This window comes from Erythrobacter oryzae (genome assembly GCF_030271515.1).
GTDB lineage: Bacteria > Pseudomonadota > Alphaproteobacteria > Sphingomonadales > Sphingomonadaceae > Erythrobacter > Erythrobacter oryzae.
Window position 1 is genome coordinate 713,206 of the sequence record NZ_JASCXI010000001.1, and the last position, 22,380, is coordinate 735,585.

At 67.3% G+C, this 22,380-nt stretch carries 16 protein-coding genes; 7 read left to right on the forward strand and 9 right to left on the reverse strand.

What is annotated here, in order from left to right:
* Window positions 1–268 precede the first annotated feature (268 nt).
* Window positions 269–2,047: a DEAD/DEAH box helicase gene (locus PFX90_RS03540; protein ID WP_285710655.1), complete on the forward strand. Its 1,779-nt coding sequence runs from the start codon at window positions 269–271 to the stop codon at window positions 2,045–2,047.
* A gap of 22 nt (window positions 2,048–2,069) precedes the next feature.
* On the opposite strand, the gene PFX90_RS03545 is transcribed toward PFX90_RS03540, so the two are convergent.
* From PFX90_RS03545 to PFX90_RS03560, 4 genes are all read right to left on the reverse strand, one after another.
* A complete protein-coding gene (locus PFX90_RS03545) occupies window positions 2,070–3,506 on the reverse strand; it encodes a glutamate synthase subunit beta (protein ID WP_285710658.1) in 1,437 nt (478 codons plus the stop codon).
* 22 nt (window positions 3,507–3,528) lie between these two features.
* Entirely contained in the window at window positions 3,529–8,169 is a 4,641-nt protein-coding gene (gene gltB, locus PFX90_RS03550) for a glutamate synthase large subunit (protein ID WP_285710660.1), read from the reverse strand.
* Between the two features lie 277 nt (window positions 8,170–8,446).
* Window positions 8,447–9,430 (reverse strand): hypothetical protein, encoded by a 984-nt coding sequence (locus tag PFX90_RS03555; RefSeq protein WP_285710662.1) that lies wholly within the window; start codon window positions 9,428–9,430, stop codon window positions 8,447–8,449.
* A 7-nt stretch (window positions 9,431–9,437) separates the two neighbouring features.
* Window positions 9,438–10,691 (reverse strand): TIGR04063 family PEP-CTERM/XrtA system glycosyltransferase, encoded by a 1,254-nt coding sequence (locus PFX90_RS03560; RefSeq protein ID WP_285710665.1) that lies wholly within the window; start codon window positions 10,689–10,691, stop codon window positions 9,438–9,440.
* A gap of 91 nt (window positions 10,692–10,782) precedes the next feature.
* On the opposite strand from PFX90_RS03560, the gene PFX90_RS03565 reads away from it, so the two are divergent.
* From PFX90_RS03565 to PFX90_RS03585, 5 genes are all read left to right on the forward strand, one after another.
* The gene (locus PFX90_RS03565; RefSeq protein WP_285710668.1) at window positions 10,783–10,998 is read left to right on the forward strand and encodes a hypothetical protein; all 216 of its coding nucleotides are present in this window, start codon (window positions 10,783–10,785) and stop codon (window positions 10,996–10,998) included.
* Window positions 10,995–12,377: a putative O-glycosylation ligase, exosortase A system-associated gene (locus PFX90_RS03570; RefSeq protein WP_285710670.1), complete on the forward strand. Its 1,383-nt coding sequence runs from the start codon at window positions 10,995–10,997 to the stop codon at window positions 12,375–12,377. Before PFX90_RS03565 ends, PFX90_RS03570 begins: the two co-directional genes overlap by 4 nt.
* A gap of 104 nt (window positions 12,378–12,481) precedes the next feature.
* Entirely contained in the window at window positions 12,482–12,931 is a 450-nt protein-coding gene (locus PFX90_RS03575; protein ID WP_285710673.1) for a MaoC family dehydratase, read from the forward strand.
* An 85-nt stretch (window positions 12,932–13,016) separates the two neighbouring features.
* Window positions 13,017–14,198, forward strand: coding sequence for an acetyl-CoA C-acyltransferase (locus tag PFX90_RS03580; RefSeq protein WP_285710675.1), 1,182 nt, complete (start codon window positions 13,017–13,019; stop codon window positions 14,196–14,198).
* 56 nt (window positions 14,199–14,254) lie between these two features.
* Window positions 14,255–14,773 (forward strand): pyridoxamine 5'-phosphate oxidase family protein, encoded by a 519-nt coding sequence (locus tag PFX90_RS03585; protein WP_285710677.1) that lies wholly within the window; start codon window positions 14,255–14,257, stop codon window positions 14,771–14,773.
* 54 nt (window positions 14,774–14,827) lie between these two features.
* On the opposite strand, the gene PFX90_RS03590 is transcribed toward PFX90_RS03585, so the two are convergent.
* From PFX90_RS03590 to PFX90_RS03600, 3 genes are all read right to left on the reverse strand, one after another.
* On the reverse strand, window positions 14,828–17,404 hold the full coding sequence (locus tag PFX90_RS03590; RefSeq protein ID WP_285710679.1) for a TonB-dependent receptor plug domain-containing protein: 2,577 nt from the start codon (window positions 17,402–17,404) through the stop codon (window positions 14,828–14,830).
* 177 nt (window positions 17,405–17,581) lie between these two features.
* Window positions 17,582–18,787, reverse strand: coding sequence for a type III PLP-dependent enzyme domain-containing protein (locus PFX90_RS03595; protein WP_285710681.1), 1,206 nt, complete (start codon window positions 18,785–18,787; stop codon window positions 17,582–17,584).
* Window positions 18,788–19,014: 227 nt separating this feature from the next.
* Window positions 19,015–19,566, reverse strand: coding sequence for a LemA family protein (locus PFX90_RS03600; RefSeq protein WP_285710683.1), 552 nt, complete (start codon window positions 19,564–19,566; stop codon window positions 19,015–19,017).
* Window positions 19,567–19,668: 102 nt separating this feature from the next.
* Here PFX90_RS03600 and PFX90_RS03605 point away from each other — a divergent pair, with 102 nt between their 5' ends.
* Complete coding sequence (locus tag PFX90_RS03605) at window positions 19,669–20,643, forward strand: DUF3137 domain-containing protein (protein WP_285710686.1); 975 nt, start codon at window positions 19,669–19,671, stop codon at window positions 20,641–20,643.
* A gap of 3 nt (window positions 20,644–20,646) precedes the next feature.
* Here PFX90_RS03605 and PFX90_RS03610 read toward each other — a convergent pair whose 3' ends face one another.
* Both PFX90_RS03610 and PFX90_RS03615 read right to left on the reverse strand, forming a co-directional pair.
* Complete coding sequence (locus PFX90_RS03610; RefSeq protein WP_285710689.1) at window positions 20,647–21,159, reverse strand: type III secretion system chaperone family protein; 513 nt, start codon at window positions 21,157–21,159, stop codon at window positions 20,647–20,649.
* A 26-nt stretch (window positions 21,160–21,185) separates the two neighbouring features.
* Complete coding sequence (locus PFX90_RS03615; RefSeq protein WP_285710691.1) at window positions 21,186–22,379, reverse strand: carboxynorspermidine decarboxylase; 1,194 nt, start codon at window positions 22,377–22,379, stop codon at window positions 21,186–21,188.
* Window position 22,380: the final 1 nt, after the last annotated feature.

Sequence of the window (22,380 nt, forward strand, 5' to 3'; positions counted from 1 at the left end):
CCTCCCCCGAAGAAGGCATCAGCATATCACAGGTCCGCCCCCTCACCATAGCGGGCCGCGGGCGGCCTGCCCTGGCCCTCGCGCAGCCGCGCATACCCATTCATTTGCAGGAAGCGCACTTTTGGCAGGCCAAGGGCTGCATTTGTCGCTATGGGCCGCGCTTGTTTGTGCGGGGCGACCTGCGCCCCTCGCCTCTCCCCCCGGCCATTCGCCTGCTCCCGCGCCATGACGCGGACGGCGCGCCTGCCCCAAGAAAAGTATCCTCCTCATGACCTTCCCCGCTCTCCCCGCCCCCATTGCCGCCGCCCTTGAAGAGCGCGGCTATGCCGAAGCCACCAGCGTGCAGGCCGCCGTGCTCGAGCCCGCAGCATCGGGGCGTGACCTTGTCGTCTCGGCCCAGACCGGATCGGGCAAGACCGTCGCCTTCGGCCTTGCGATGGTGCCCGAACTGCTCGGGGACGCGGAGCGGATCGGTTTCGTGGAGAGCCCCCGCGCGCTGGTCATCACTCCGACCCGCGAGTTGGCACTCCAGGTCAGCCGCGAGCTCGAATGGCTCTACCAGCGCACCGGCGCGCGCGTCGCGACCTGCGTCGGCGGCATGAACCCCTCGGCCGAGCGCAAGGTGCTGAACTCGGGGCCCGCGATCGTCGTCGGCACGCCGGGACGCCTGCGCGACCATTTCGAGCGCGGGGCACTGGACCTCTCGGGCCTCGCCGTCGCGGTGCTGGATGAAGCCGACGAGATGCTCGACATGGGCTTTCGCGAGGAGCTCGAAGCGATCCTCGATGCCACCCCCGACACGCGCCGCACGCTGCTGTTTTCGGCCACCATGCCGCGCCCGATCGAGGCGCTGGCCCGCCGCTACCAGCACGAAGCGCTGCGCATCGCCACCATCAGCGAAGGCGGGCGCGGGCATGGCGACATCGCCTATCAGGCCGTCACCGTCTCCCCGCCGGAAGTCGAGAACGCGGTGGTCAACCTGCTGCGCTTCCACGAGGCGGAGACCGCGATCCTGTTCTGCTCCACGCGCGAGAAGGTGCGCCACCTCCACGCCACCCTGCAGGAGCGCGGCTTTGCGGTCGTGGCGCTGTCGGGCGAGCATTCGCAGTCCGAACGCAACCAGGCCTTGCAAGCCCTGCGCGACGGCCGCGCGCGGGTGTGCGTTGCGACCGACGTCGCCGCGCGCGGGATCGACCTGCCGACGCTCAGCCTCGTCGTCCATGTCGAGCTGCCGCGCGATGCCGAAACGCTCCAGCACCGCTCGGGCCGCACGGGCCGCGCGGGGCGCAAGGGGATCGCGGTGCTGATCGTGCCCTTCTCCGCCCGCCGCCGCACCGAGGCGATGCTCGGCCGCGCGCAGATCGCTGCGGAGTGGCAGGACGTGCCCGGCCCCGAGATGATCGCCACGCGCGACCGCGAGCGGCTGCTGGAAAAGCTCCTCGCCCCGACCGAATTCGACGAGGCCGACCGCGAGCTCGCCCAGCGCCTGCTCGCCGAACGCTCGCCCGAGGATATCGCCGCGATGCTCGTCCACGCCCACCGCGCGCGGATGCCCGAGCCCGAAGAGATCACCGCCAACAGCCGCGATGCGCAGAAGGAACGCTACCGCCCCGGCTTCGAGGACACGGTGTGGTTCCGGATGGATATCGGCCGCAGCGACGGCGCCGACCCGCGCTGGCTGCTGCCGCTGATCTGCCGCCGCGGGCACATCACCAAGAACGAGATCGGCGCGATCCGCATCGGCCAGGCCGAGACCTATTTCCAGATCCCGCGCGCGCTCGCCGACAAATATGCCGCCACTGCCGCGCGCACCGGCGAGCCGCAGGGTGACGAGGAAGTGGTGCGGATCGAGCGCTCCGACGCCGGCCCGCGCGAAGCGGCGCGCAGCAACCGCCAGCTGCGCCCCTCGCGCAGCAACGCCGACAATGCCTTCGTCAAGGCCAAGCCGCCCGCGCGCGGGTTCGTCAAGCCCGGCGGCCATAACGCGGGCGGCCCCAAGCCGGGCAAGCCCGCGCATAAGCACAAGCGCAAGTTCAAGCACTCCTGACGCCGCGCGTCAGGCGCTCGCCTCAGCGCGGGAGGGCGGAAACCCCCATCAGCGCCTCGTCAACCGCGCGCGCGGCCTGACGTCCCTCGCGGATCGCCCAGACCACAAGGCTCTGCCCGCGCCGCATGTCGCCGCAGGCGAACACGTTGGGCTCGCTGGTGGCGTAGCTGCTGGTGTCCGCCGCGACATTGCCGCGCGCGTCGAGCGTGACGCCCGCCTGTTCGAGCAGACCCGCCTTGCGCGGGCCGACGAAGCCCATCGCGAGCAGGATCAGGTCGGCCGGGATGGTGAATTCGCTGCCTGCGATTTCCTGCATCTGGCGATCCTTCCACTCGACCCGCACGCATTCGAGGCCCGTGACCTTCTGGCCATCGCCGATCACGCGCTTGGCGAGCACCGCCCAGTCGCGCTCGACGCCTTCCTGGTGGCTGGACGAGGTGCGCAGCTTCATCGGCCAGTCGGGCCAGGTCAGCGCCTTGTCTTCCTTCTCGGGCGGCTTGGGCATGATCTCGAGCTGGGTGACACTCTTGGCGCCCTGCCGGTTCGAGGTGCCGACACAGTCGCTCCCCGTGTCCCCGCCGCCGAGCACCACGACATGCTTGCCCGTGGCGACCAGCGAGCCGCGTGGGGCGGCGCGCAGTTCGTCGTCGCCTGCAACGCGCTTGTTCTGCTGGGTGAGGAATTCCATCGCGAGGCGCACGCCGGGCATCTCCGCGCCCGGGATCTGCAGCTGGCGCGCATCTTCCGCGCCGCCGGCGAGCACTACCGCGTCGAAATTCTCCTTCAGCGAAGCGAAGGAGATGTCGACGCCGACTTCCTTGGAAGTTTTGAAGGTGACCCCTTCTGCCTCCATCTGCACGCAGCGGCGGTTGATGAGGTGCTTTTCCATCTTGAAGTCGGGGATGCCGTAGCGCAGCAGCCCGCCGACGCGGTCCGACTTCTCGAACACCGTCACCGAATGCCCGGCGCGCGCCAGCTGCTGCGCGCAGGCGAGGCCCGCCGGGCCCGAGCCGACCACCGCAACCGACTTGCCGGTCTTCTTTTCGGGCACCTGCGGCGTAATCCAGCCTTCCTGCCACCCGCGGTCGACGATCGCGCATTCGATCGACTTGATGGTGACCGGCTGGTCGATGATGTTCAATGTGCACGCCGCCTCGCACGGGGCGGGACAGATGCGGCCGGTGAATTCGGGGAAGTTGTTGGTGGAATGGAGATTGGCGAGCGCGCGCTTCCAGTCCGCCTCGTAGACGAGGTGGTTCCAGTCCGGGATCATGTTGTTCACCGGACAGCCGTTGTGGCAATAGGGAATGCCGCAATTCATGCAGCGCGAGGCCTGCCCCGTCAGCGTCGCGTCATCCGGCTGGATGACGAATTCGCGGTAGTTCTTCAGGCGCTCCTTGGGATCGAGATAATCCCGCTCGCGGCGGTCCAGCTCGAGAAATCCGGTTTCCTTGCCCATACTTACATCTCGTTCCTGAAATCTATTCCGCGGCGACGCTGGCGGCTTCGTGCCGCTCGGCTTCGAGGCGCTTGAGCGCTGCCGCATAATCGCGCGGCATCACCTTGACGAACTTGCCCAGCGCCGTGTCCCAGTCTGCCAGCAGCGTGCCCGCCAGCTTGGAGCCGGTGTGGAGCTGGTGCCGCTCGACGAGGATGCGCAGCCGCTCGGCATCGTGGCGCAGCATGTCGCCCATGCCGAAATCGTGGACCGAGCGCGGGCGCTGCGACGGGCGGCCCGTGCCTTCCTCCGCATCCGGCGCGGCCGAAATCGGCAGCAGATCGACCTGCGCGTGGTTCACGAGCTTCTCGAAAGCGCCTTCGGGATCATAGACATAGGCGACCCCGCCGCTCATGCCCGCCGCGAAGTTGCGCCCGGTCTTGCCGAGCACCACCACCACGCCGCCGGTCATGTATTCGCAGCCGTGATCCCCGGTGCCCTCGACCACCGCGATGGCACCCGAATTGCGCACCGCGAACCGCTCGCCCGCTACGCCGTTGAAATAGGCCTCGCCCGCGATCGCGCCGTAGAGCACGGTGTTGCCGACGATGATGTTCTCGTTCGACGCGCGCGGGGCCTCGGCAGGCTGGCGCACGATGATGCGCCCGCCCGAGAGCCCCTTGCCGACATAGTCGTTGGCATCGCCGACCAGATCGAGCGTCACCCCATGGGCGAGCCACGCGCCGAAGCTCTGTCCGGCAACGCCGGTGAGGTTGATGCGGATCGAGTCGGTCGGCAGGCCCTCGTGCCCGTGCGCCTTGGCGACCTCGCCCGAGAGCATCGCTCCCACGGTGCGGTTGACGTTGCGCACGGCATATTCGAGCTGCACCGGCGCCTTGGTGTCGATCGCCGTGCGGCAATCGGCGATCAGCCGGTTGTCGAGCGCGCCGTCGAGGCCGTGGTCCTGCACGCCGATCTGGCGCAGCGAGGCCCCGTCCTTCAGCGGCACCTGATGGAGGATGCGCGACAGGTCGATGCCCCGCGCCTTCCAGTGGCGCTCCATCCGTCGAGTGTCGAGCCGGTCGACCCGGCCGACCATCTCGGCGACGGTGCGGAAGCCCAGCTCGGCCATGATTGCCCGCAGTTCCTCGGCGACGAAGAACATATAGTTGACCACGTGCTCCGGCTGGCCGGTGAAGCGCGCGCGCAGCACCGGGTCCTGCGTGGCGACGCCGACGGGGCAGGTGTTGAGGTGGCACTTGCGCATCATGATGCACCCCGCAGCGATCAGCGGAGCGGTGGCAAAGCCGAACTCATCCGCACCCAGCAGCGCGCCGATGGCAACGTCGCGGCCGGTGCGCAGGCCGCCGTCGACCTGCACCGCGATCCGCTGGCGCAGATCGTTGAGCAGCAGCGTCTGCTGGGTCTCGGCAAGGCCAATCTCCCATGGCGAGCCCGCATGCGTCAGCGAGGTCAGTGGCGAAGCGCCCGTGCCCCCGTCATAGCCCGCGATGGTGACATGATCCGCGCGCGCCTTGGACACGCCCGCCGCGACCGTGCCGACACCCACTTCGGACACCAGCTTCACGGAAATCCGCGCGACCGGGTTCACGTTCTTGAGGTCGTGGATCAACTGCGCGAGATCCTCGATCGAATAGATGTCGTGGTGCGGCGGCGGGCTGATCAGGCCCACGCCGGGGGTCGAGTGCCGCACCGCGCCGATGCGCTTGTCGACCTTGTGGCCCGGCAGCTGCCCACCTTCGCCGGGCTTTGCGCCCTGCGCCATCTTGATCTGGATATCGTCGGAATTGACGAGGTATTCGGTGGTCACGCCGAAACGTCCGGAAGCGACCTGCTTGATCCGGCTGCGCATCGAATCGCCGTTGGCGAGCGGCTTGAAGCGGAACGGCTCCTCCCCGCCCTCGCCCGTGTTCGAACGCCCGCCGATGCGGTTCATCGCGATCGCCATGGTCGAATGCGCCTCGTGGCTGATCGAGCCGAGGCTCATCGCGCCGGTCGAGAAGCGCTTCACGATTTCGCTGGCGGGTTCGACTTCCGACAGCGGGATCGGCTTGTCGGCCTTCTTGAACTCCAAGAGGCCGCGGATCGTCAGCAGCCGTTCGGACTGCTCGTTGATCGACTTGGCGAATTCCTCGTAATTCTTCGGGTCATTGCCGCGCACCGCGTGCTGGAGCTGGGCGACGTTCTGCGGCGTCCAAGCGTGCTCTTCGCCGCGCAGGCGATACTGGTAGATCCCGCCGACATCGAGCATCCCGTCATAGAGCGGGTTGTCGCCGTAAGCCTGCCCGTGGCGGCGCAGCGCTTCCTCGGCGACTTCGGCAAGGCCGATGCCTTCGATGGTGGTGGCGGTGCCGGTGAAATACTTCTCGACGAAGGCGGAGGACAGCCCCACCGCGTCGAAGATCTGCGCGCCGCAGTACGACTGGTAGGTCGAGATGCCCATCTTGGACATGACCTTGCGGATGCCCTTGCCGATCGCCTTGATGAAGTTCTGCTGCACCTTGTAGGCCGGAAGCTCCGGGTGCCGCTTGGCGCGCAGGGCTTCAAGCGTTTCGAAGGCGAGATAGGGGTTGATCGCCTCGGCGCCGTAGCCCGCGAGCACGCAGAAGTGATGCACTTCGCGCGCCTCCCCCGTCTCGACCACGAGGCCGGTCTGCATCCTCAGGCCCTGGCGGACGAGGTGGTGGTGCACCGCCGCGGTAGCCAGCAGCGCGGGCATCGGCACGCGGGTTTCGCTCTGGCCGCGGTCGCTGAGGACAAGGATGTTGTGATCCTGAAGCACCGCCTCGGTCGCGGCCCAGCACATCTCCTTCAATGCCATTTCAAGGCCTTCGGCCCCGCTCTTGGCGTCCCATGTGATGTCGATCGTGGCGCAGCGGAATGCGCCGTCCAATGCCTCTTCGACCGAGCGGATCTTGGCGAGGTCTTCGTTCGTCAGGATCGGCTGGTCGACCTCGAGGCGCTTGTGCGTCCCGGCATCGCGGCCGAGCAGGTTCGGGCGCGGGCCGATCATGCTGGTGAGGCTCATCACGAGTTCTTCGCGGATCGGATCGATCGGCGGGTTGGTGACCTGCGCGAAGTTCTGCTTGAAATAATCATAGAGCAGCCGCGCGCGGTCCGAGAGCACTGCGATCGGCGTGTCGGTGCCCATCGAGCCGATGGGATCGTCGGCGTCCACCGCCATCGGTTCGAGGAAGCGGGTGATGTCCTCCTGCGTGTAGCCGAAGGCCTGCTGGCGGGTGAGCAGCGTGCCCTCTTCCGCCGGGATCGCGGCGAGTTCGGGCACCACGTCGGTGATGTCTTCCAGCTTGTACTGCGCCTGATGCAGCCACTCGGCATAGGGCTCGGCATTGGCGAGATCGGCCTTGAGCTCGTCATCCTCGATGATGCGGCCCTGTTCGAGGTCGATCAGCAGCATCTTGCCGGGCTGCAAGCGCCACTTGCGCACGATGTCCTCCTCGCGGAAGGGCAGCACGCCGCTTTCCGAGGCGAGGCAGACGATGTCGTCCTTGGTGACGCAGAAGCGCGCAGGGCGCAGGCCATTGCGGTCGAGCGTCGCGCCGATCTGGCGGCCATCGGTGAAGCACACCGAGGCCGGGCCGTCCCACGGCTCCATCAGGGCGGCGTGATATTCGTAGAAAGCGCGCCGCTCGGGCGTCATCAGCGGGTTGCCGGCCCAGGCCTCTGGGATGAGGATCATCATCGCATGGGCGAGGCTGTATCCGCCCGCGATCAGCAGTTCGAGCGCATTGTCGAGGCATGCCGTGTCCGATTGCCCGTGCGGGATAATCGGCCACATCTTGTCGAGATCCGGCCCCAGCAGCTCGCTTTCCATCGTGCGGCGGCGGGCGTTCATCCAGTTGACGTTGCCGCGGACCGTGTTGATCTCGCCATTGTGCGCGATGAAGCGGAACGGGTGGGCGAGGCGCCAGCTGGGGAAGGTGTTGGTCGAGAAACGCTGGTGGACGAGGCCCAGCGCCGAAACGCAGGCCGGATCGCGCAGGTCGTCATAGAAGCTGCCAACCTGCGTCGCCAGCAGCAGCCCCTTGTAGACCACGGTGCGGGTCGAGAAGGACGGGATATAGGTCTCGGTCACCCCCGGAAGGCCGTGCTTCTCAGCGAGCTGCGCGAGCGGGTTCTGCACCTGCTTGCGGATCGTCAGCAGCTTGCGCTCGAAGGCGTCCTGATCGGCGCAGTTCGCCCCGCGCCCAATCACCGCCATCTCGATCACCGGCATCGAGGCGATCACCGCCGCGCCGAGGCCGGCGGGCGTGGTCGGCACCTCGCGCCAGCCGATGAAGCGCTGGCCTTCCTTGGCGGTGAAGGCCTCCATCCGCGCCTTGACGAAGTCGCGCGCGGCCGCGTCCTGCGGCAGGAAGCACATGCCCACGGCATAGTCGCCCGGCTGCGGCAGATCGTGACCTGCGCTGTCCGCCCAGCGGCGAATCAGCGGATCGGGAATCTGGATCAGAATCCCCGCGCCGTCCCCCAGCAGCGGGTCCGCGCCGACCGCGCCGCGGTGGTCGAGCTTCTCGAGAATCTCGAGCGCGCTGGCGATAATGGCATGGCTTTTCTCGCCCTTGATATGCGCAACCATGCCGACGCCGCAGGCGTCATGTTCGTTGGCGGGGTCGTAGAGACCCTGGGCGGAGGGGTAACCCATGCGTCAAGTCCGATCTGTCAGATGCCGAGAGGCGCGAACCTTGTCGCATGATCGCTCATGCAAAGGAACACGCCTCAGGCAGGTCATTCGGGCGCAGCCCGCCCCTTTAGGGGTGACCATTGCCCGTTTTCGGGGCCCTCATGCCGACAGGAAGCGGGTTTGGCAAGGGCTGCGCGCGAAGGAATATTTCTCGCAGACCTATTCAGACTTTAGGTTGATTGCGCCAGGCGCAGGTTCCGGCCCGGTCGGTTGCAGCTTTTGCGCCGATCCTGCGCGCTCACGCGGCGCCGCGGGCGCGCTGGTATTGCGGCTGGAAGCGGATGCGCACGCCGTGGAGGGACTCATCGCGGCGCGGCAGGCGCGGCGCGGGGCGACCCTTGCCGCTCAGTGCCTCGAGCGCCTTCAGGGCTTCGGCCAGCGCCGCCTCGCGCGCCGCGAGATCGCCGGGGCCAAGCGAGCGGCCGGGCGCGTTCTCGCGCACTTCGTGGAGCGCACCGGCGAAGCGTTCGACCATCTCGGCAAGGCTGAGCTCGCTGGCCGGCACCGCGCGCAGGCGGGCGAGCGCGGCCTTGCCCGGCGCAGGCGGCAAGGCCGAGACCTTGGGTTCGGGTGCGGCGGGGCGCTCGGCGACCGGCGCGGCGGGCGCAGCGGCGACGGGTGCGGGCTCGGGCGCGGTATCTTGCGCGGGCGCCGGTTCCTCGACCCACACCGCATTGCGGCCGGGCAGTTCGGCGAATTCGCTGAGGTCGAGTTCGCGCGGGGCGGCAGCGGGCTCGGGCGCCTGTGCCGGCTTGGGCTCTGCAAGATCGGCATCGCGCCACGCGGGCGTCGAGAAAGGCATGGTCTCGACCGGATCGTCGAGCCGCAGCGAACCGAGGTCGCGCGCGGGATTGATCGGGTTCACCTGACGCGCGGCCATCTTGACCACCGAGGGGCCCTTGATGGTGCGACGCGCGCCGACGTGGCGCCAGGCGGCAAAGGCGAACAGCAGGGCGCCGAGCAATCCGCCGGAAATCCACGCGAGCGAGGGCTGCGCCGCCGCGGCCCAGGTGCCGATCAGCGTGCCGTGCAGCATCTCGAGCACCATCGCCTCGGGCAGTACCACCACCACGCCTGCACCCAGCAGCGCGCCCCACAGGCCGAGGAGCGGCGGGAAGGCCCGGTGCGCGGCAAGCGGCAGCCTGGCAGGACGCTTGCGGGCGGGGCCCGGCTTGTGCTTGCCCTTGCTCTGCGCCGACTTGCCCTTGTGCCCCGTTGCCATGCGAAAACTACCCCGTCCGTGCGACAGCGCGCGGCGCGCCGTCCGTATTACCTTGGGCTATCAAGAGATGGTAAACAGAGAGATAACGCCGCGCATTTGCGGCCCAGTCGTGGCGGGTGCGCACATGATCGACCGCGCGCGCCTTCATCGCCTCCCAGTCGCCGCGATTGTCCAGCAGCCGCGCGAGCGCGGCGGCGCAGGCGGCCGGATCGTCGGGGGCGAAGAGCGTGCCCGTGATCCCGTCCTCGATCAGCTCGCGGTGCCCGCCGACGCTCGATGCGGCCACCAGCCGGCGCTGGGCCATCGCTTCCAAGGGCTTCAGGGGGGTTACCAGATCGGTGAGGCGCTGGGCCTTCCTCGGATAGGCGAGCACGTCGACCAGCGAATAGTAGCGCTCGACTGCGGTGTGGGCCACGCGCCCGGTGAAGATCACCGCGTCAGGCTCGGGCAGGCGGGCGGCGGCGGCGCGCCAGCTTTCGGCCATCGGCCCGGCACCCACCAGCAGCAGCCGCGCCTCGGGGTGGGATTGCCGCAGCAGGGGCATGGCGGCGATCAGGTCGTCGACGCCCTCATAGGCATAGAAGCTGCCGATATAGCCGATCACCGGAGCCCCCGGCGCAATGCCGAGATCGCGCGCAAGGTTCTCGTCGCGCGGGGGCGGATCGCCGAAGAGCCCCAAATCGACCCCGTTGGGCATGACATTGATGCGCCCCTCGGGAATGCCGCGCGCCGCCAGATCGTCCTTGAGGCCGTGGCAGATCGTGAACAGCGCATCCGCCGCGCGCGCCACGCGGGTCTCGAGCGCGCGGGTCAGGCGGTATTTGAGATTGCCCTCGGTGCCCGAAAGGTTGCCGACCGCGGCGTCCTCCCAGAAGGCGCGGATCTCGTAGACGAAGGGCACGCCCAGCGCCCGCGCTGCACGCTCGGCCGCCGCGCCGCACAGGGCGGGCGAATGGGCGTGGATGATGTCGGGGCGCCATTCGTCGGCCAGAGCGATGATCGCCGCGGTGAGCGCCTCGATCTCGCCCAGCTCGCGCAAGGCGGGAGGGCCCGAGGGGGTGCCGGGGGTGCGGTGGAAGATGAGCCCGTCGGCCTCCTCGGTCGCAGGCCCGCCGGGGGCTTCAAGATTGTGCCGCTGCCCGGTGATCCCGCGCACTTCCAGCCCGTGGCCCTCCTGCGCTTTCAGAATGGCACGCGTGCGGAAGGTATAGCCACTGTGAAGCGGCAGCGAGTGGTCGAGGACGTGAAGGACGCGGGTCATGGCCCGACGCTCTATCGCAGGCGTGCTTAACGCGGCGTCAACTGGCTAGGAGTAAGGCTCCCCCATGACGCCAGCGGAACCCGCCTGAGAGATGATCGACACCTTCGCCCTTGCCCTCGGCCATGGCCTGCTCGCGGTCGCCCTGATGCGGCTGGTGATGCGCGAGGGGCTCGATGTCGATCCGCTGCTCGAGGAGATCAAGTCCGAGACCGCCGGCAACCGCAAGGCCGCCAGCGTCTCGGGCCGCAACGAGGCGCGCCGCGCGCGCAGCGGGCAGGCGGCAGACAGCGACGAGGCGGCGCAGTGAAGGACCTCTTCTTCCTCGTATTCATCGCATACGTGATGCTGCTCGGCCTCAGGCGCCCGTTCCTTTGGGTGCTTCTCTATATCTATATCGACATCCTCTCGCCCCAGCGGATCGGCTATTCGATCATCACCACCCTGCCGCTGTCGCTGATCGCCTTTGCCGCGGCCTTCGGGGGGTGGCTCGCGATCGACCGCAAGGAGGGCGCGCGCTTCACCCTGCGGCAGGGGCTGATGCTGGCGCTGCTCGGCTATTGCTGGTGGACCACCGGCAATGCCGATTTCCCCGAGGAGGCGCTGACCAAGTGGGACTGGGTGTGGAAGGCGCTGCTCTTCGCGATCTTCCTCCCCCTCACCTTGACCACCCGCGCGCGGATCGAGGGGCTGGCGCTCTCGCTGGTGCTGAGCGTGGCGATGATCGTCATCGCGACGGGATTGAAGGTGGTGACCGGCGGGGGCGGCTATGGCGAGCTCAATTTCTTCGTCGACGACAACTCGGGTATCTACGAAAGCTCAACGCTGGCGACCGTGGCGATCGGGCTGATCCCCCTGCTGTGGTGGCTGGTGAAGCACGGCACGGTCTTCCCGAAGCACTGGACGGTGACGCTATTCGCCGCCGCGCTGACCTTCGCCGCGCTGCTGGTGCCGATCGGGACCGAGGCACGCACGGGACTCCTGTGCATCGCCGCGCTCGCCGTGCTGATGCTCCGCTACACCAAGCGCCGCCTGCTGTTCATCGCGGGAGCCGGGGTGCTCGGGCTGACCGCCCTGCCCTTCCTGCCGCAATCCTATTACGACCGCATGGCGACCATCGCCGAGCCGGGCGGCGACGAGAGCGCCTCGACCCGCGTGGCGGTGTGGAACTGGACGCTCGATTATGTCCAGACCAAGCCGCTGGGCGGCGGGTTCGATGCCTATCGCTCGAACAGGTTCACCTACACCATGCCGGTCAAGAAGACCGAGGGGAACACCACCACCATCGAATACACCGAGGTCGAGGACAAGGCGCGCGCCTACCATTCCTCGGTGTTCGAGATGCTCGGCGAACAGGGCTGGCCGGGGCTCGGCCTGTGGCTGCTGCTGCACCTTGTCGGCCTGTGGCAGATGGAGCGGATCCAGCGCCGCTGGAAGGCGGCCGGGGAGGAGACCACCCGCTGGATCGCGCCGCTTGCCGCCGCGCTCCAGATGGGGGCGGTGATCTACCTCGTCGGGGCGCTGTTCCAGGGGATCGCCTATCAGCCGGTGATGCTGATGCTGGTGGGCCTCCAGATCGGGCTCAACACCTATTGCCTGCGGATCGATTCGGCGCGGGCGAGTTTGGCCCGCAGCGCCTCGCGCCGCGCTGCGGCGAATGGCCAGATGCACGGTGCCGTAGCGGCATAGTTCTGGCCGTTGCGCTCCCCTCTCGCTTGCGCCATGAAGCGCCGCGCAAGGCAAGCGAGGGCGGCCCCGGATCGGGCGCCTCGCACACAAGAGGAGGAGCCCCGATGAACGCACAGGATTTGGCCGCCAAGGTCGGCGAAGTGATCGGCACCAGCGACTGGGCCGAAATGAGCCAGGAACGCATCAACCAGTTCGCCGAGGCGACCGGTGACCACCAGTTCATCCACGTCAACGAAGAGATGGCGAAGATGACCCCCTTCGGCGGCACGATCGCGCATGGCTTCCTGACGCTCTCGATGATCCCCTATCTCGGCGCCCAGGGCGGCGCGCCGCGCGTCGATGGGGTGAAGATGGGCGTCAACTACGGCGGCAACAAGACCCGCTTCATCGCCCCCGTGCGCGCCGGCAAGCGCATCCGCGGGCACTGGAAGCTGCTCGAAATGGTCGAGAAGCGCCCCGGCCAGTGGCAGCAGACCTGCGAGATCACGATCGAGATCGAAGGCGAGGACAAGCCCGCCCTCATGTGCGAGTGGATCACGCAATACTTCGTCTGATTTTGCGCCCTAACGTCGCCCCGGCGAAAGCCGGGGCCGCTGGCCGCACCCGCCGGCCTTCCAGATAATCAAGGATACCCCCAACATGGCCCGTGACGCCGTCATCGTTTCCACCGCCCGCACCCCCATCGGCCGCGCCTACAAGGGCGCCTTCAACGCCACGCCCGGGCCGACGCTCGGCGCCCTCTCCCTCGCCCCCGCGATCGAACGCGCCGGGATCGAAGCCGGCCAGATCGACGACGTGGTGTGGGGCACCGTCCTCACGCAGGGCACCCAGGCCGGCAACATCGCCCGCCAGGTCGCGCTGCGCGCCGGTTGCCCCGTGGGCGTCAGCGGCCAGACCATCGACCGCCAGTGCTCCAGCGGCCTGATGGCGATTGCCACCGCCGCCAAGCAGATCATCGTCGACAACATGGATATCGTTGTCGGCGGCGGTCAGGATTCGACCAGCCTCGTCCAGACCCCCGAGATGCGCGTTGCGCCCGACCGCTCGCTGATCGCGATGCACAAGGACGTCTACATGCCGATGCTCGGCACCGCCGAGACCGTCGCCAAGCGCTACAACATCAGCCGCGAGGCGCAGGACGAATACGCCTACCAGTCGCAGATGCGCACCGCGCAGGCGCAGGCCGAGGGGCGTCTGGATGCCGAGATCGTCCCCGTCACCGTCACCATGAACGTGGTCGACAAGGAGACGAAGGAAGTCTCGCAGAAGGAAGTGACCGTCACCAAGGACGAAGGCAACCGTCCCGAGACCACGCTTGAGGGCCTCCAGAGCCTCAACCCGGTGATGGGCCCGGGCATGAACATCACCGCGGGCAACGCCTCGCAGCTGTCGGACGGTTCCTCGGCGAGCGTGCTGATGGAAGCCAAGATCGCCGAACAGCGCGGGCTTCAGCCGCTCGGCCGCTATGTCGGCATGGCGGTCGCGGGCACCGAGCCCGACGAGATGGGCATCGGCCCGGTCTTCGCGATCCCGAAGCTGCTCAAGCAGACCGGCCTCAAGATGGACGACATCGGCCTTTGGGAACTGAACGAGGCCTTCGCGGTGCAGGTGCTCTACTGCCGCGACACGCTCGGCATCCCCAACGACATCCTCAACGTCAGCGGCGGCTCGATCTCGATCGGCCACCCCTACGGCATGACCGGCGCGCGCTGCACCGGCCACGCGCTGATCGAAGGCAAGCGCCGCGGCGCCAAGTATGTCGTCGTCACCATGTGCGTTGGCGGCGGCATGGGTGCAGCTGGTCTCTTCGAGGTTTTCTAAGCGGAACTTTTCCCCCGCGTCGGCGCTAGCGCCTGTCCCGTTCACAGGAGACAGGCATGGCGACCGACGCGGAAATCCGTTCGAAATTCTGGAAAGCGCTGAAAAGCGACATGACGATGTTCCTCGGCCTCGCCGAGGGTGAGGACGGCCACGCCCGTCCGATGACCGCGCAGCTCGAGGACGAGCTCTACGAAGGCGGCGAATACCACGGCCCGCTGTGGTTCTTCACCTCCACCGACAACCACCTCTATCGCGGTATCCAACAGGCCGAACTTGGCGATGGGCAGCCGCGCGCCATGGCGCATTTCGCCTCCAAGGGGCATGACGTCTGGGCGACGGTCCACGGCGGGCTCTCCACCACCCGCGACCGCGCGACCATCGACCGGCTCTGGAACCGCTTCGTCGCGGCCTGGTACGAGGGCAAGGACGATCCGAAGATCGCGCTCATCCGCCTCGACCCCGAAGACGCCGAGATCTGGATCGACGCCTCCTCGCTGGTCGCAGGCATCAAGATGCTGATCGGGATCGACCCCAAACAGGACTACAAGGACAAGGTCGCCGAGGTACGGCTGTAACGCCGTAAGCGAGCCGGGAGGAGCACGCGCCCCTCCCGGCTTGCGATTGCCGCCTTAGAACTCGACGCTCACGCGCCCGTAGAGGAAGCGCCCGCTGAAGCCAAAGGGCGACTGCGAGGAATAGGGCAGAAACGCCTGATTCTGGCCGAAATTGAACCCGCCGACGACGCCGAAGGGCAGACGGTCGGGATATTCGTCGAACAGGTTGTTCGCGCCCACGGCCAGTTGGATGCGCTCCATCAGCGTGTAGCGCGCTTCCAGATCGACCACCCACTTGGGCGTGAGCGTCACGTCGCCCGGGGCGGCGCCCTTGGCGATCGACAGGTCGTTGTTCGAACCGATCGGCAGGAACACCGAACCGAAGCGGTTGGCGCGCAAGCTCGCGCCGAAGGGCGCCAGCTCCCAGTCGAGCCCGAGGTTGAGCTTGTTGGCCGGCTGCCCGTCGGTCAGGCGGAAGCTTTCCGGCCGGGCGAACAGGCGCTGGGCGTTGAAGCCCGAGAAGGTCCGGCGGTCGGTGATGCTGGTATCGTTGACGTTGAAGCCCGCGGTCAGCGTGAAGCGGCCCGCGCCGAAATCGGGCACGCGGTAGCTCGCGACGATATCGAGACCCTCGGTGCGGGTGTCGATGCCGTTGATGAAGAACCGCGCCGAGCTGCCGACCACGCCCGCCGCCTGGAGCAGCGCGACCACGTCGGCGCCTTGCAGGTTCTCGGTCAGCACGATGCGGTCGTTGATCTTGATGTTGTAGTAATCGACCGTGAGGCTCAGCCCCTCGACCATCGTGAACACCACGCCGCCGCTGAGGTTGACCGATTCCTCGGGCTCGAGCGGCTGCGCGCCCAGCGCGATGGCGATCGGCGAATTGACCGGGAAGGTGCCGATCTCGATCAGGCCCACGCCGGGGACGTTGTTGGTCGAGGTGGTGGAGAAGAATTGCTGCGCCATCCCTGGCGCGCGGAAGCCGGTCGAGGCCGCACCGCGGAAGGCCAGCCCTTCGACCGGCTCGAAACGCGCCGCGATCTTGCCGTTCAGCGTGTCGCCGAAGTCCGAGAAGTGCTCGTAACGCCCGGCGATCTGCACGTTGAACATGTCCGACAGATCGGTGTCGAGTTCGGCATAGGCGGCAAAGCTGTCACGCGAGGCGTCAACCTCGGTCGAAGGCTGGAAGCCGGGGAACACCTGCGCGCCGGGCGCGGCGTTGTTCGTGAAGAAGAACGGCCCGGCAATCCAGCTCGCGGTTTCGCCCGGCACGATCTTGTAGTTCTCGTTGCGCCACTCGCCCCCGAAGGCGATCGAGGTCTCGCCGATGCCGAGGTCGATGTCGCGTTGGGCGTCGAAATTGACCGCGGTCTGACCCGAACGCAGGCCCCCGGCATCGAATTCGGTCGGGCTCACCAGCCCACCGAGCGAGGCGTTCCAGCTGTTCGACACGCCGTAATCGAGGCGGTTGCTGCCGTAGCCGATCGAGAGGTCGAGGTTCCAGCCCCCGGTCTCGCCGCGGATCCCGGCGGTGAGCGCGATGTCCTCGATGTCGGAATCGATCTGCGGCAGGAAGCCGTCGGGATAGAACGGCGCGCCGCCATTGGCGAAGTCGCGGTTGCGCGCGTCGTTCGGGCGGCGGAAGAAGCCGGTGCCGTTGGCCTTGCGGTTGCCGTAGCTGCCGAAGGCGTAGAGCTCAAAGCTTTCGCTCACGTCGATCCCGGTGTTGACGAAGAGGTTCACGTCCTCGGACTTGCCGTCGCCGAAGCGGTGGTTGTAGCGGTTCGCGGTGGTCTCGCGCACGTCGCCGATGCCGGCATACTGGCGGCGGATGTCGGGGCCCGAACGGTTGGTCGGGTCGCGGTCCTTGTATTCGGCGGTGATGTTGATGAAGCCGCTGTCGCCCAGCGGCAGGCCGTAATTGGCCGCGAAGGTGATGGTGTCGCCGTCGCGGCGCTTGCGGTCCTCGCCGGTGTAGGTGATCACCGGATCATCGCTCGCCCCCGTGGTGGGCGCGACGCTGCGGACCTGGGCGACGTCCTCCATCGTGGTGATGTACTTGCCGTAGGTCACCTGCGCGCGGCCGCCCTGCCCCTTGCGCAGCTGGATGTTGATCACCCCCGCGATCGCGTCAGAGCCATATTGCGAGGCCGCCCCGTCGCGCAGCACTTCGATGCGGTCGATCGCGAGCGGGGGGATGGTGTTCATGTCGACCCCGGTCGAGCCGCGGCCGATCGAGCCGTTGAGGTTGAGCAGCGCGCTCGAATGGCGGCGCTTGCCATTGACCAGCACCAGCACCTGATCGGGCGCGAGGCCGCGCAGGGTGGCCGGGCGCAGCGAATCGGTGCCGTCAGTCAGCGAGGGCTGCGGGAAGTTGAACGAGGGCACGAGGTTGTTGAGCAGCCGGTTGGTCTCGGTCACGCCCTGGTTGAGCAGCGCCTCGGAACCGATGACGTCGATCGGAACGGTGCTTTCGGAGACGGTGCGGTCGGTGCGGCGGGTGCCGGTGACGATGATCGGATCACCCTGCGCGGCCTCGGCCTCGGCGTCGGCGGAGGCGACCTCGTCCTGCGCGAAGGCAGTGTGCGAGACGCAGCCCAGCGCGAGGGCCATAAGAGCGGTGCCGGTGGAGAAAGTGGTGCGACGAGCCATTGTTGTTGCTTCCTCGGTGTCAGAGAGGTTGATGACACCAGAAAGCTATCGGCAAGCGGCCCGAAGCGTAAGAAAATTGCCCCGCAAGGCAGGGCTTCTTGTCATTCCTGTGGCATTTTTGCGACAAATGCGCGCCATTGTGGCCGCCCCGCCACGCAGGCGGAGCGGCCAAAAGGATCAGCGCAGGCTCACCACGTTGTCGGTCGCCTCGCGAACGCGGGTGCCGTTGAACAGGCTCATCATCGGCTCGTCCTGCACGGTGACGGCCACCGCATTGCCATAGCCGTTGAAGCCGGTCTTCATCGCCGCGCCGTAGGCCCCGAGCATCCCGATCTCGATATAGTCGCCCGCCTGAATGTCCGCCGGCAGCCGGAACGGGCCCTTCATGTAGTCGGCATCGTCGCAGGTCGGCCCGTAGAAGGCGAAGTCCTCGTCTTCCTCGATCAGATCGTCCTCGAGCGCGCGCACCGGGAAGCGCCACGCGACGTGGGCGGCATCGTAGAGCGCGCCATAGGCACCGTCGTTGATGTAGAGTTCCTCGTCGCGGCGCTTGTTCACCTGCACGATCATCGAGGAATACTCGGCCGACAGCGCACGGCCGGGTTCGCACCACAGCTCGGCGTTGTAGGCGACGGGCAGCGCCTCGAAGTGCTTGGCGATGATCGCGAAGTAATCTTCCATCGGCGGCGGCTCGAGCCCCGGATAGGCGCTCGGGAAGCCCCCGCCGACGTCGATCATGTCGATCACGACCGACGCCTCGGCGATCGCCGCGCGGGTGCGGTCGAGGGCCTGGACGAAGGCGAACGGGGTCATCGCCTGGCTGCCGACGTGGAAGCACACGCCCAGCCAGTCGCAATGCTGGCGGGCCTGCTGGAGCAGCTGCGGGGCTTCGATCAGGTCGCAACCGAACTTCGACGCGAGGCTCAGCTCCGAATACTCCGAGGACACGCGCAGCCGCACGCACAGGCGCAGGTCGCGCGGTGCCTCGCCGGTCGCAGGATCGGTGCAGGCCGCGACGATCTTCCCCAGCTCCTCGTAGGTGTCGAGGCTGAAGGTGCGCACGCCGTGCTCGAAATAGGCCTCGCGGATCGCCTGCGGGGTCTTCACCGGGTGCATGAAGCACAGCACGGCCTCGGGCAGGATGCCGCGCACCAGCCGCACCTCGGTGATCGAGGCGACGTCATAGTGGGTGACACCGGCGCTCCACAGCACCTCGATCAGATCGGGCGCGGGGTTGGCCTTGACCGCATAGAGCACCTTGCCCGGAAACTTCTCGACGAAGAAACGGGCGGCGCGCCGCGCGGCGTGCGGGCGGTTGAGGATGACGGGTTCGTCCGGACGGAGGTCGCGGACTACAGCCAGTGCGTCAGGGTAGATGTGCAACTCAAGGGACCCCCAAAACGGTTCTGTTGAACCATAAAACGACAAGCTGCCTTGCGGTTTGGAAGTCCCCTTGGGGCAGCGGAAGCGCGCAGATAGGGCTTTGGGGGGGGAATGCAAACGAAAAATGCGTGCCCGGGGGCCGAAATGTTACTTTTCGAAGACAGCGCCGCAAACACGACCGGAATGTGACGGAAATCCGCGAATTTTACGGCAAAACCCCCATGCGATCAGAAGCCGATCTTGGGCACCTGATCGACCGTCCCCTGCTCGCTCGCGTCGAGCCGGTGGAAATCGGCCTCGGCGAATCCGAGCATTCCGGCAAACAGCACCGCCGGGAAGGATTCGCGCGCGGCGTTGAAGCGGGCGACCGCGGCGTTGAGGGCACGGCGCGCGGCGGCAAGCTTGTCCTCGACATCGGCGAGCTCGCCCTGGAGCGACTGGAAATTGGCGCTCGCCTTCAAGTCGGGATAGGCCTCGCCCAGCGCCAGCAGATTGCCGAGCGCGCTCTTCAGCTGCTGCTCGCTGCCCGAGGACGGCGCGCCGCTGGCCGCAGCATTGCGCGCCGCGATCACCGCCTCGAAGGTCGCCGATTCGTGCCCGGCATAGCCCTTCACCGTCTCGACCAGATTGGGGATCAGGTCATGCCGCTGGCGCAGCTGCGCGTCGATATCCGCGACGCCCTGCCGCACGCTCTGCCTGAGGCCCACGAGCTTGTTGTAGATGCCGATCAGCACCAGCAGCGCGACGCCAAGAACAGCGAGAATTACGAACCAGCCCATATTGCCTCCCCAAGCAGAGCAACGCTTGTCAACGGCGCCCCGCATAGAGCATATTCGTTAAGGGAGAGGTGTTAATAACAAAAAATGGCGGGAAGCTTGGGATTGGATATCAACGCCCTGATGCAGGGCGGCCTGGCGGATTGGCTCGCCGGCCAGAACGAGATGCGCGAAAGCGCGAAGAAGCAGGCCACGAGCCGCTGGGTCTGGGGCGCGGTGATCCTGATGCCGGTGCTCGCTTTCGTGTGGTTCAGCCCTGTGCCGACGCAGTTGTCGATGGTGCTGACCGCCGGGGGCATCGCGGGCACGGCATATTGGGGATATCGCCCGATCGCTGCCGCGACGCAGGCGATCAAGACCGGGATCAACTCCGCCATCGCAGCAAGCTACGGCCTCACCTATGCCGCCGAGGTCGAGCCCGGCCCCGAGTTCGAGGCAGCGCGCACCTATGGTCTGCTGCCCTCCTACGACCGCTCGGACTTCGAGGACCGCTGGCACGGCGCGCTCGAGGGGCATGATTTCGACCTTTATGAATGCCATCTCGAGGAACAGCGCGGGTCGGGCAAGAACCGGCGCTGGGTGACGGTGTTCCGCGGGCCGATCATCCGCATGGGTTTCGGCCGCAGCTTCCATTCCACCACGCTGCTCGAACGCGCGGGCAAGCACCGCAAGTGGATGGGGCTCGGCGGGGCGAGCGATCACGTCAGCTTCGAGGGCCACCGCCTCGACCGTGTCGATCAGGTCCACCCGGCATTCGGCGAGACCTTCGCGCTCTATTCCGACGATCAGGTCGAGGCGCGCGTGCTGGTGCATCCGAGCTATGTCGAGCATCTCCTGCGGCTCGAGAACGCCTTCGACGCGCGCGAGCTGCGCGCGCTGTTCTCGCGCGGCGAGGTGATCATCGCGATCGAGGCGGGCGACCTGTTCGAGAGCGGCGGGATGGACGCCGCCCGCGATCACGAGAACGCCGCCCGCGCCGCGCGCCAGTTCGCCGCGATGGCGGGCCTCGCGCTGGCGATCAACCAGAACGAGCGCGGGCGGGTGCTGCAGGATCGGCCCGAGGTTTCGGGCGACCTTTAGGCTCTATTCCGCCGCCGGTTCCTCGCCCGCCGCCATCGCATAGGCATCGCCCACGAGGCCGAGCAGCACGTCCACATTGGCGCTGATATTGCCCATCGTCACACCCTTATCGAGGACGTGGTAGCGGGTGAAGATCAGCGACTTCTCGGTGAAGTCGGCGGTCGTGCCGATCGCGGCCAGATCGTCATTGGCCTTGGCGAGGGTCTGGTAGGTGGTGGTCGCGGGCAGGTCGTAGCGCGCCTGCATCATGACGCCCTGGCAGCCCGGAACGCCCTTCACGTCGCAGGCGGTGCCGAACAGGAGGTAGATGATCCCGTCCTCACTCTCTGCGGCGAGATAGGTCTCGCCCGGCTTGCCGGTTTCCTTGATCGTGTGACCGAGCGATTTGACGATCGCCTCCAGATCGGCCTGCTTGACCGACATGACGACGCGCTTGGCATCATAGCTCTGCGCCGCCACGGGCGCGGCCGCCCCCGCCATGGCGAGTGCTGCGGCGATGGTCAGAAATCTTGTCATAGGCGTGTCCCCCCTCATCCGGCCGCTCAACTCAGCCGGTCACGGAAATCCTCGTAATCGAAGCGCTTGATGCAGTCGAGCGCGTCGGTCTCGCTGTCCCACATCCAGATGCTCGGCAGCGCGACGCCGTTGAAGGTGTTGGTCTTGACCATCGAGTAATGCGCCTGGTCGAGGAAAGCGAAACGCGCGCCGGGTTCGGCGGCGACCGGCAGGCGGTAGTCGCCGATCACGTCGCCCGCAAGGCAGGAGGGCCCGCCGAGGCGGATCGGGATCATGTCCTCGTCCGTGAGCTCGCCCAGCATCGCGGGGCGATAGGGCGCCTCGAGCACGTCGGGCATGTGACAGGTCGCCGAGATGTCGGTGATCCCCACCGGCATCTCGTTGAAATGGGTGTCGAGCAGCGTGCCGACGAGAATGCCCGCATCGAGCGCGACCGCCTCGCCGGGCTCGAGGATGATCTGGCAGCCGGTGTCGGCGGCGGCATCCTTGAGGAATTCGACCAGTTCCTCGCGCTGGTAATCGGCGCGGGTGATGTGGTGGCCGCCGCCCATGTTGATCCACTTGAGCTGGTCGAAGAAGGGCTCGATCACGTCGAACACCCGGTCCCACGTGGCCTTCAGCGGCTCGAAATCCTGTTCGCACAGATTGTGGAAGTGGATGCCCTCCACCCCCTCCATGTGCTCTTCGGTGAGCTGGTCGAGCGGGAAGCCCAATCGCGATCCGGGTGCCGAGGGGTCATACTTGGCGACCTCGCCCGTGGGCACCTGCGGGTTGATCCTGAGACCCACGCTGACGGGCGCGCCGTTGGCGGCGGCGTTGTCGAGGATCAACCGCGCGCGCTGGTGCTGGTAGGGCGAGTTGAAGATCACGTGGTCCGAGAGGCGGCAGATCTCCTCAAGCTCCTCGGGTTTGAAGGCGGCGGAGTAGGTGGCGATCTCGCCGTCGTAGAATTCGCTCGCGAGCCGCGCTTCCCACAGGCCGGAGGTCGAAACCCCGTCGAGATATTCCCCGATGATCGGCGCGGCCGACCACATCGAGAACGCCTTCAATGCGGCAAAGACCTTGATGTCCGCGCCTTCCGCCGCCGCGGCATCGCGCACCGCCGCCAGCACGCGGCAATTCTCGCGCAGCTTCGCGGCGTCGACCACGAAGGCGGGGCTGTCGACGCGCGACAGATCGAAATGGGCAAAGGCCCCGGGATCACCGGCCTTGGTCTGCATG

Excerpts from the sequence above, each read along its gene's own strand:
- PFX90_RS03560 (WP_285710665.1), bottom strand. The coding sequence starts at position 10,691 with ATGACCCGCGTCCTTCACGTCCTCGACCACTCGCTGCCGCTTCACAGT.
- PFX90_RS03545 (WP_285710658.1), bottom strand. The coding sequence starts at position 3,506 with ATGGGCAAGGAAACCGGATTTCTCGAGCTGGACCGCCGCGAGCGGGAT.
- PFX90_RS03600 (WP_285710683.1), bottom strand. The coding sequence starts at position 19,566 with ATGGGCTGGTTCGTAATTCTCGCTGTTCTTGGCGTCGCGCTGCTGGTG.
- PFX90_RS03585 (WP_285710677.1), top strand. The coding sequence starts at position 14,255 with ATGGCGACCGACGCGGAAATCCGTTCGAAATTCTGGAAAGCGCTGAAA.
- PFX90_RS03540 (WP_285710655.1), top strand. The coding sequence starts at position 269 with ATGACCTTCCCCGCTCTCCCCGCCCCCATTGCCGCCGCCCTTGAAGAG.
- PFX90_RS03590 (WP_285710679.1), bottom strand. The coding sequence starts at position 17,404 with ATGGCTCGTCGCACCACTTTCTCCACCGGCACCGCTCTTATGGCCCTC.
- PFX90_RS03580 (WP_285710675.1), top strand. The coding sequence starts at position 13,017 with ATGGCCCGTGACGCCGTCATCGTTTCCACCGCCCGCACCCCCATCGGC.
- PFX90_RS03555 (WP_285710662.1), bottom strand. The coding sequence starts at position 9,430 with ATGGCAACGGGGCACAAGGGCAAGTCGGCGCAGAGCAAGGGCAAGCAC.
- gltB (WP_285710660.1), bottom strand. The coding sequence starts at position 8,169 with ATGGGTTACCCCTCCGCCCAGGGTCTCTACGACCCCGCCAACGAACAT.
- PFX90_RS03610 (WP_285710689.1), bottom strand. The coding sequence starts at position 21,159 with ATGACAAGATTTCTGACCATCGCCGCAGCACTCGCCATGGCGGGGGCG.
- PFX90_RS03565 (WP_285710668.1), top strand. The coding sequence starts at position 10,783 with ATGATCGACACCTTCGCCCTTGCCCTCGGCCATGGCCTGCTCGCGGTC.
- PFX90_RS03575 (WP_285710673.1), top strand. The coding sequence starts at position 12,482 with ATGAACGCACAGGATTTGGCCGCCAAGGTCGGCGAAGTGATCGGCACC.
- PFX90_RS03615 (WP_285710691.1), bottom strand. The coding sequence starts at position 22,379 with ATGCAGACCAAGGCCGGTGATCCCGGGGCCTTTGCCCATTTCGATCTG.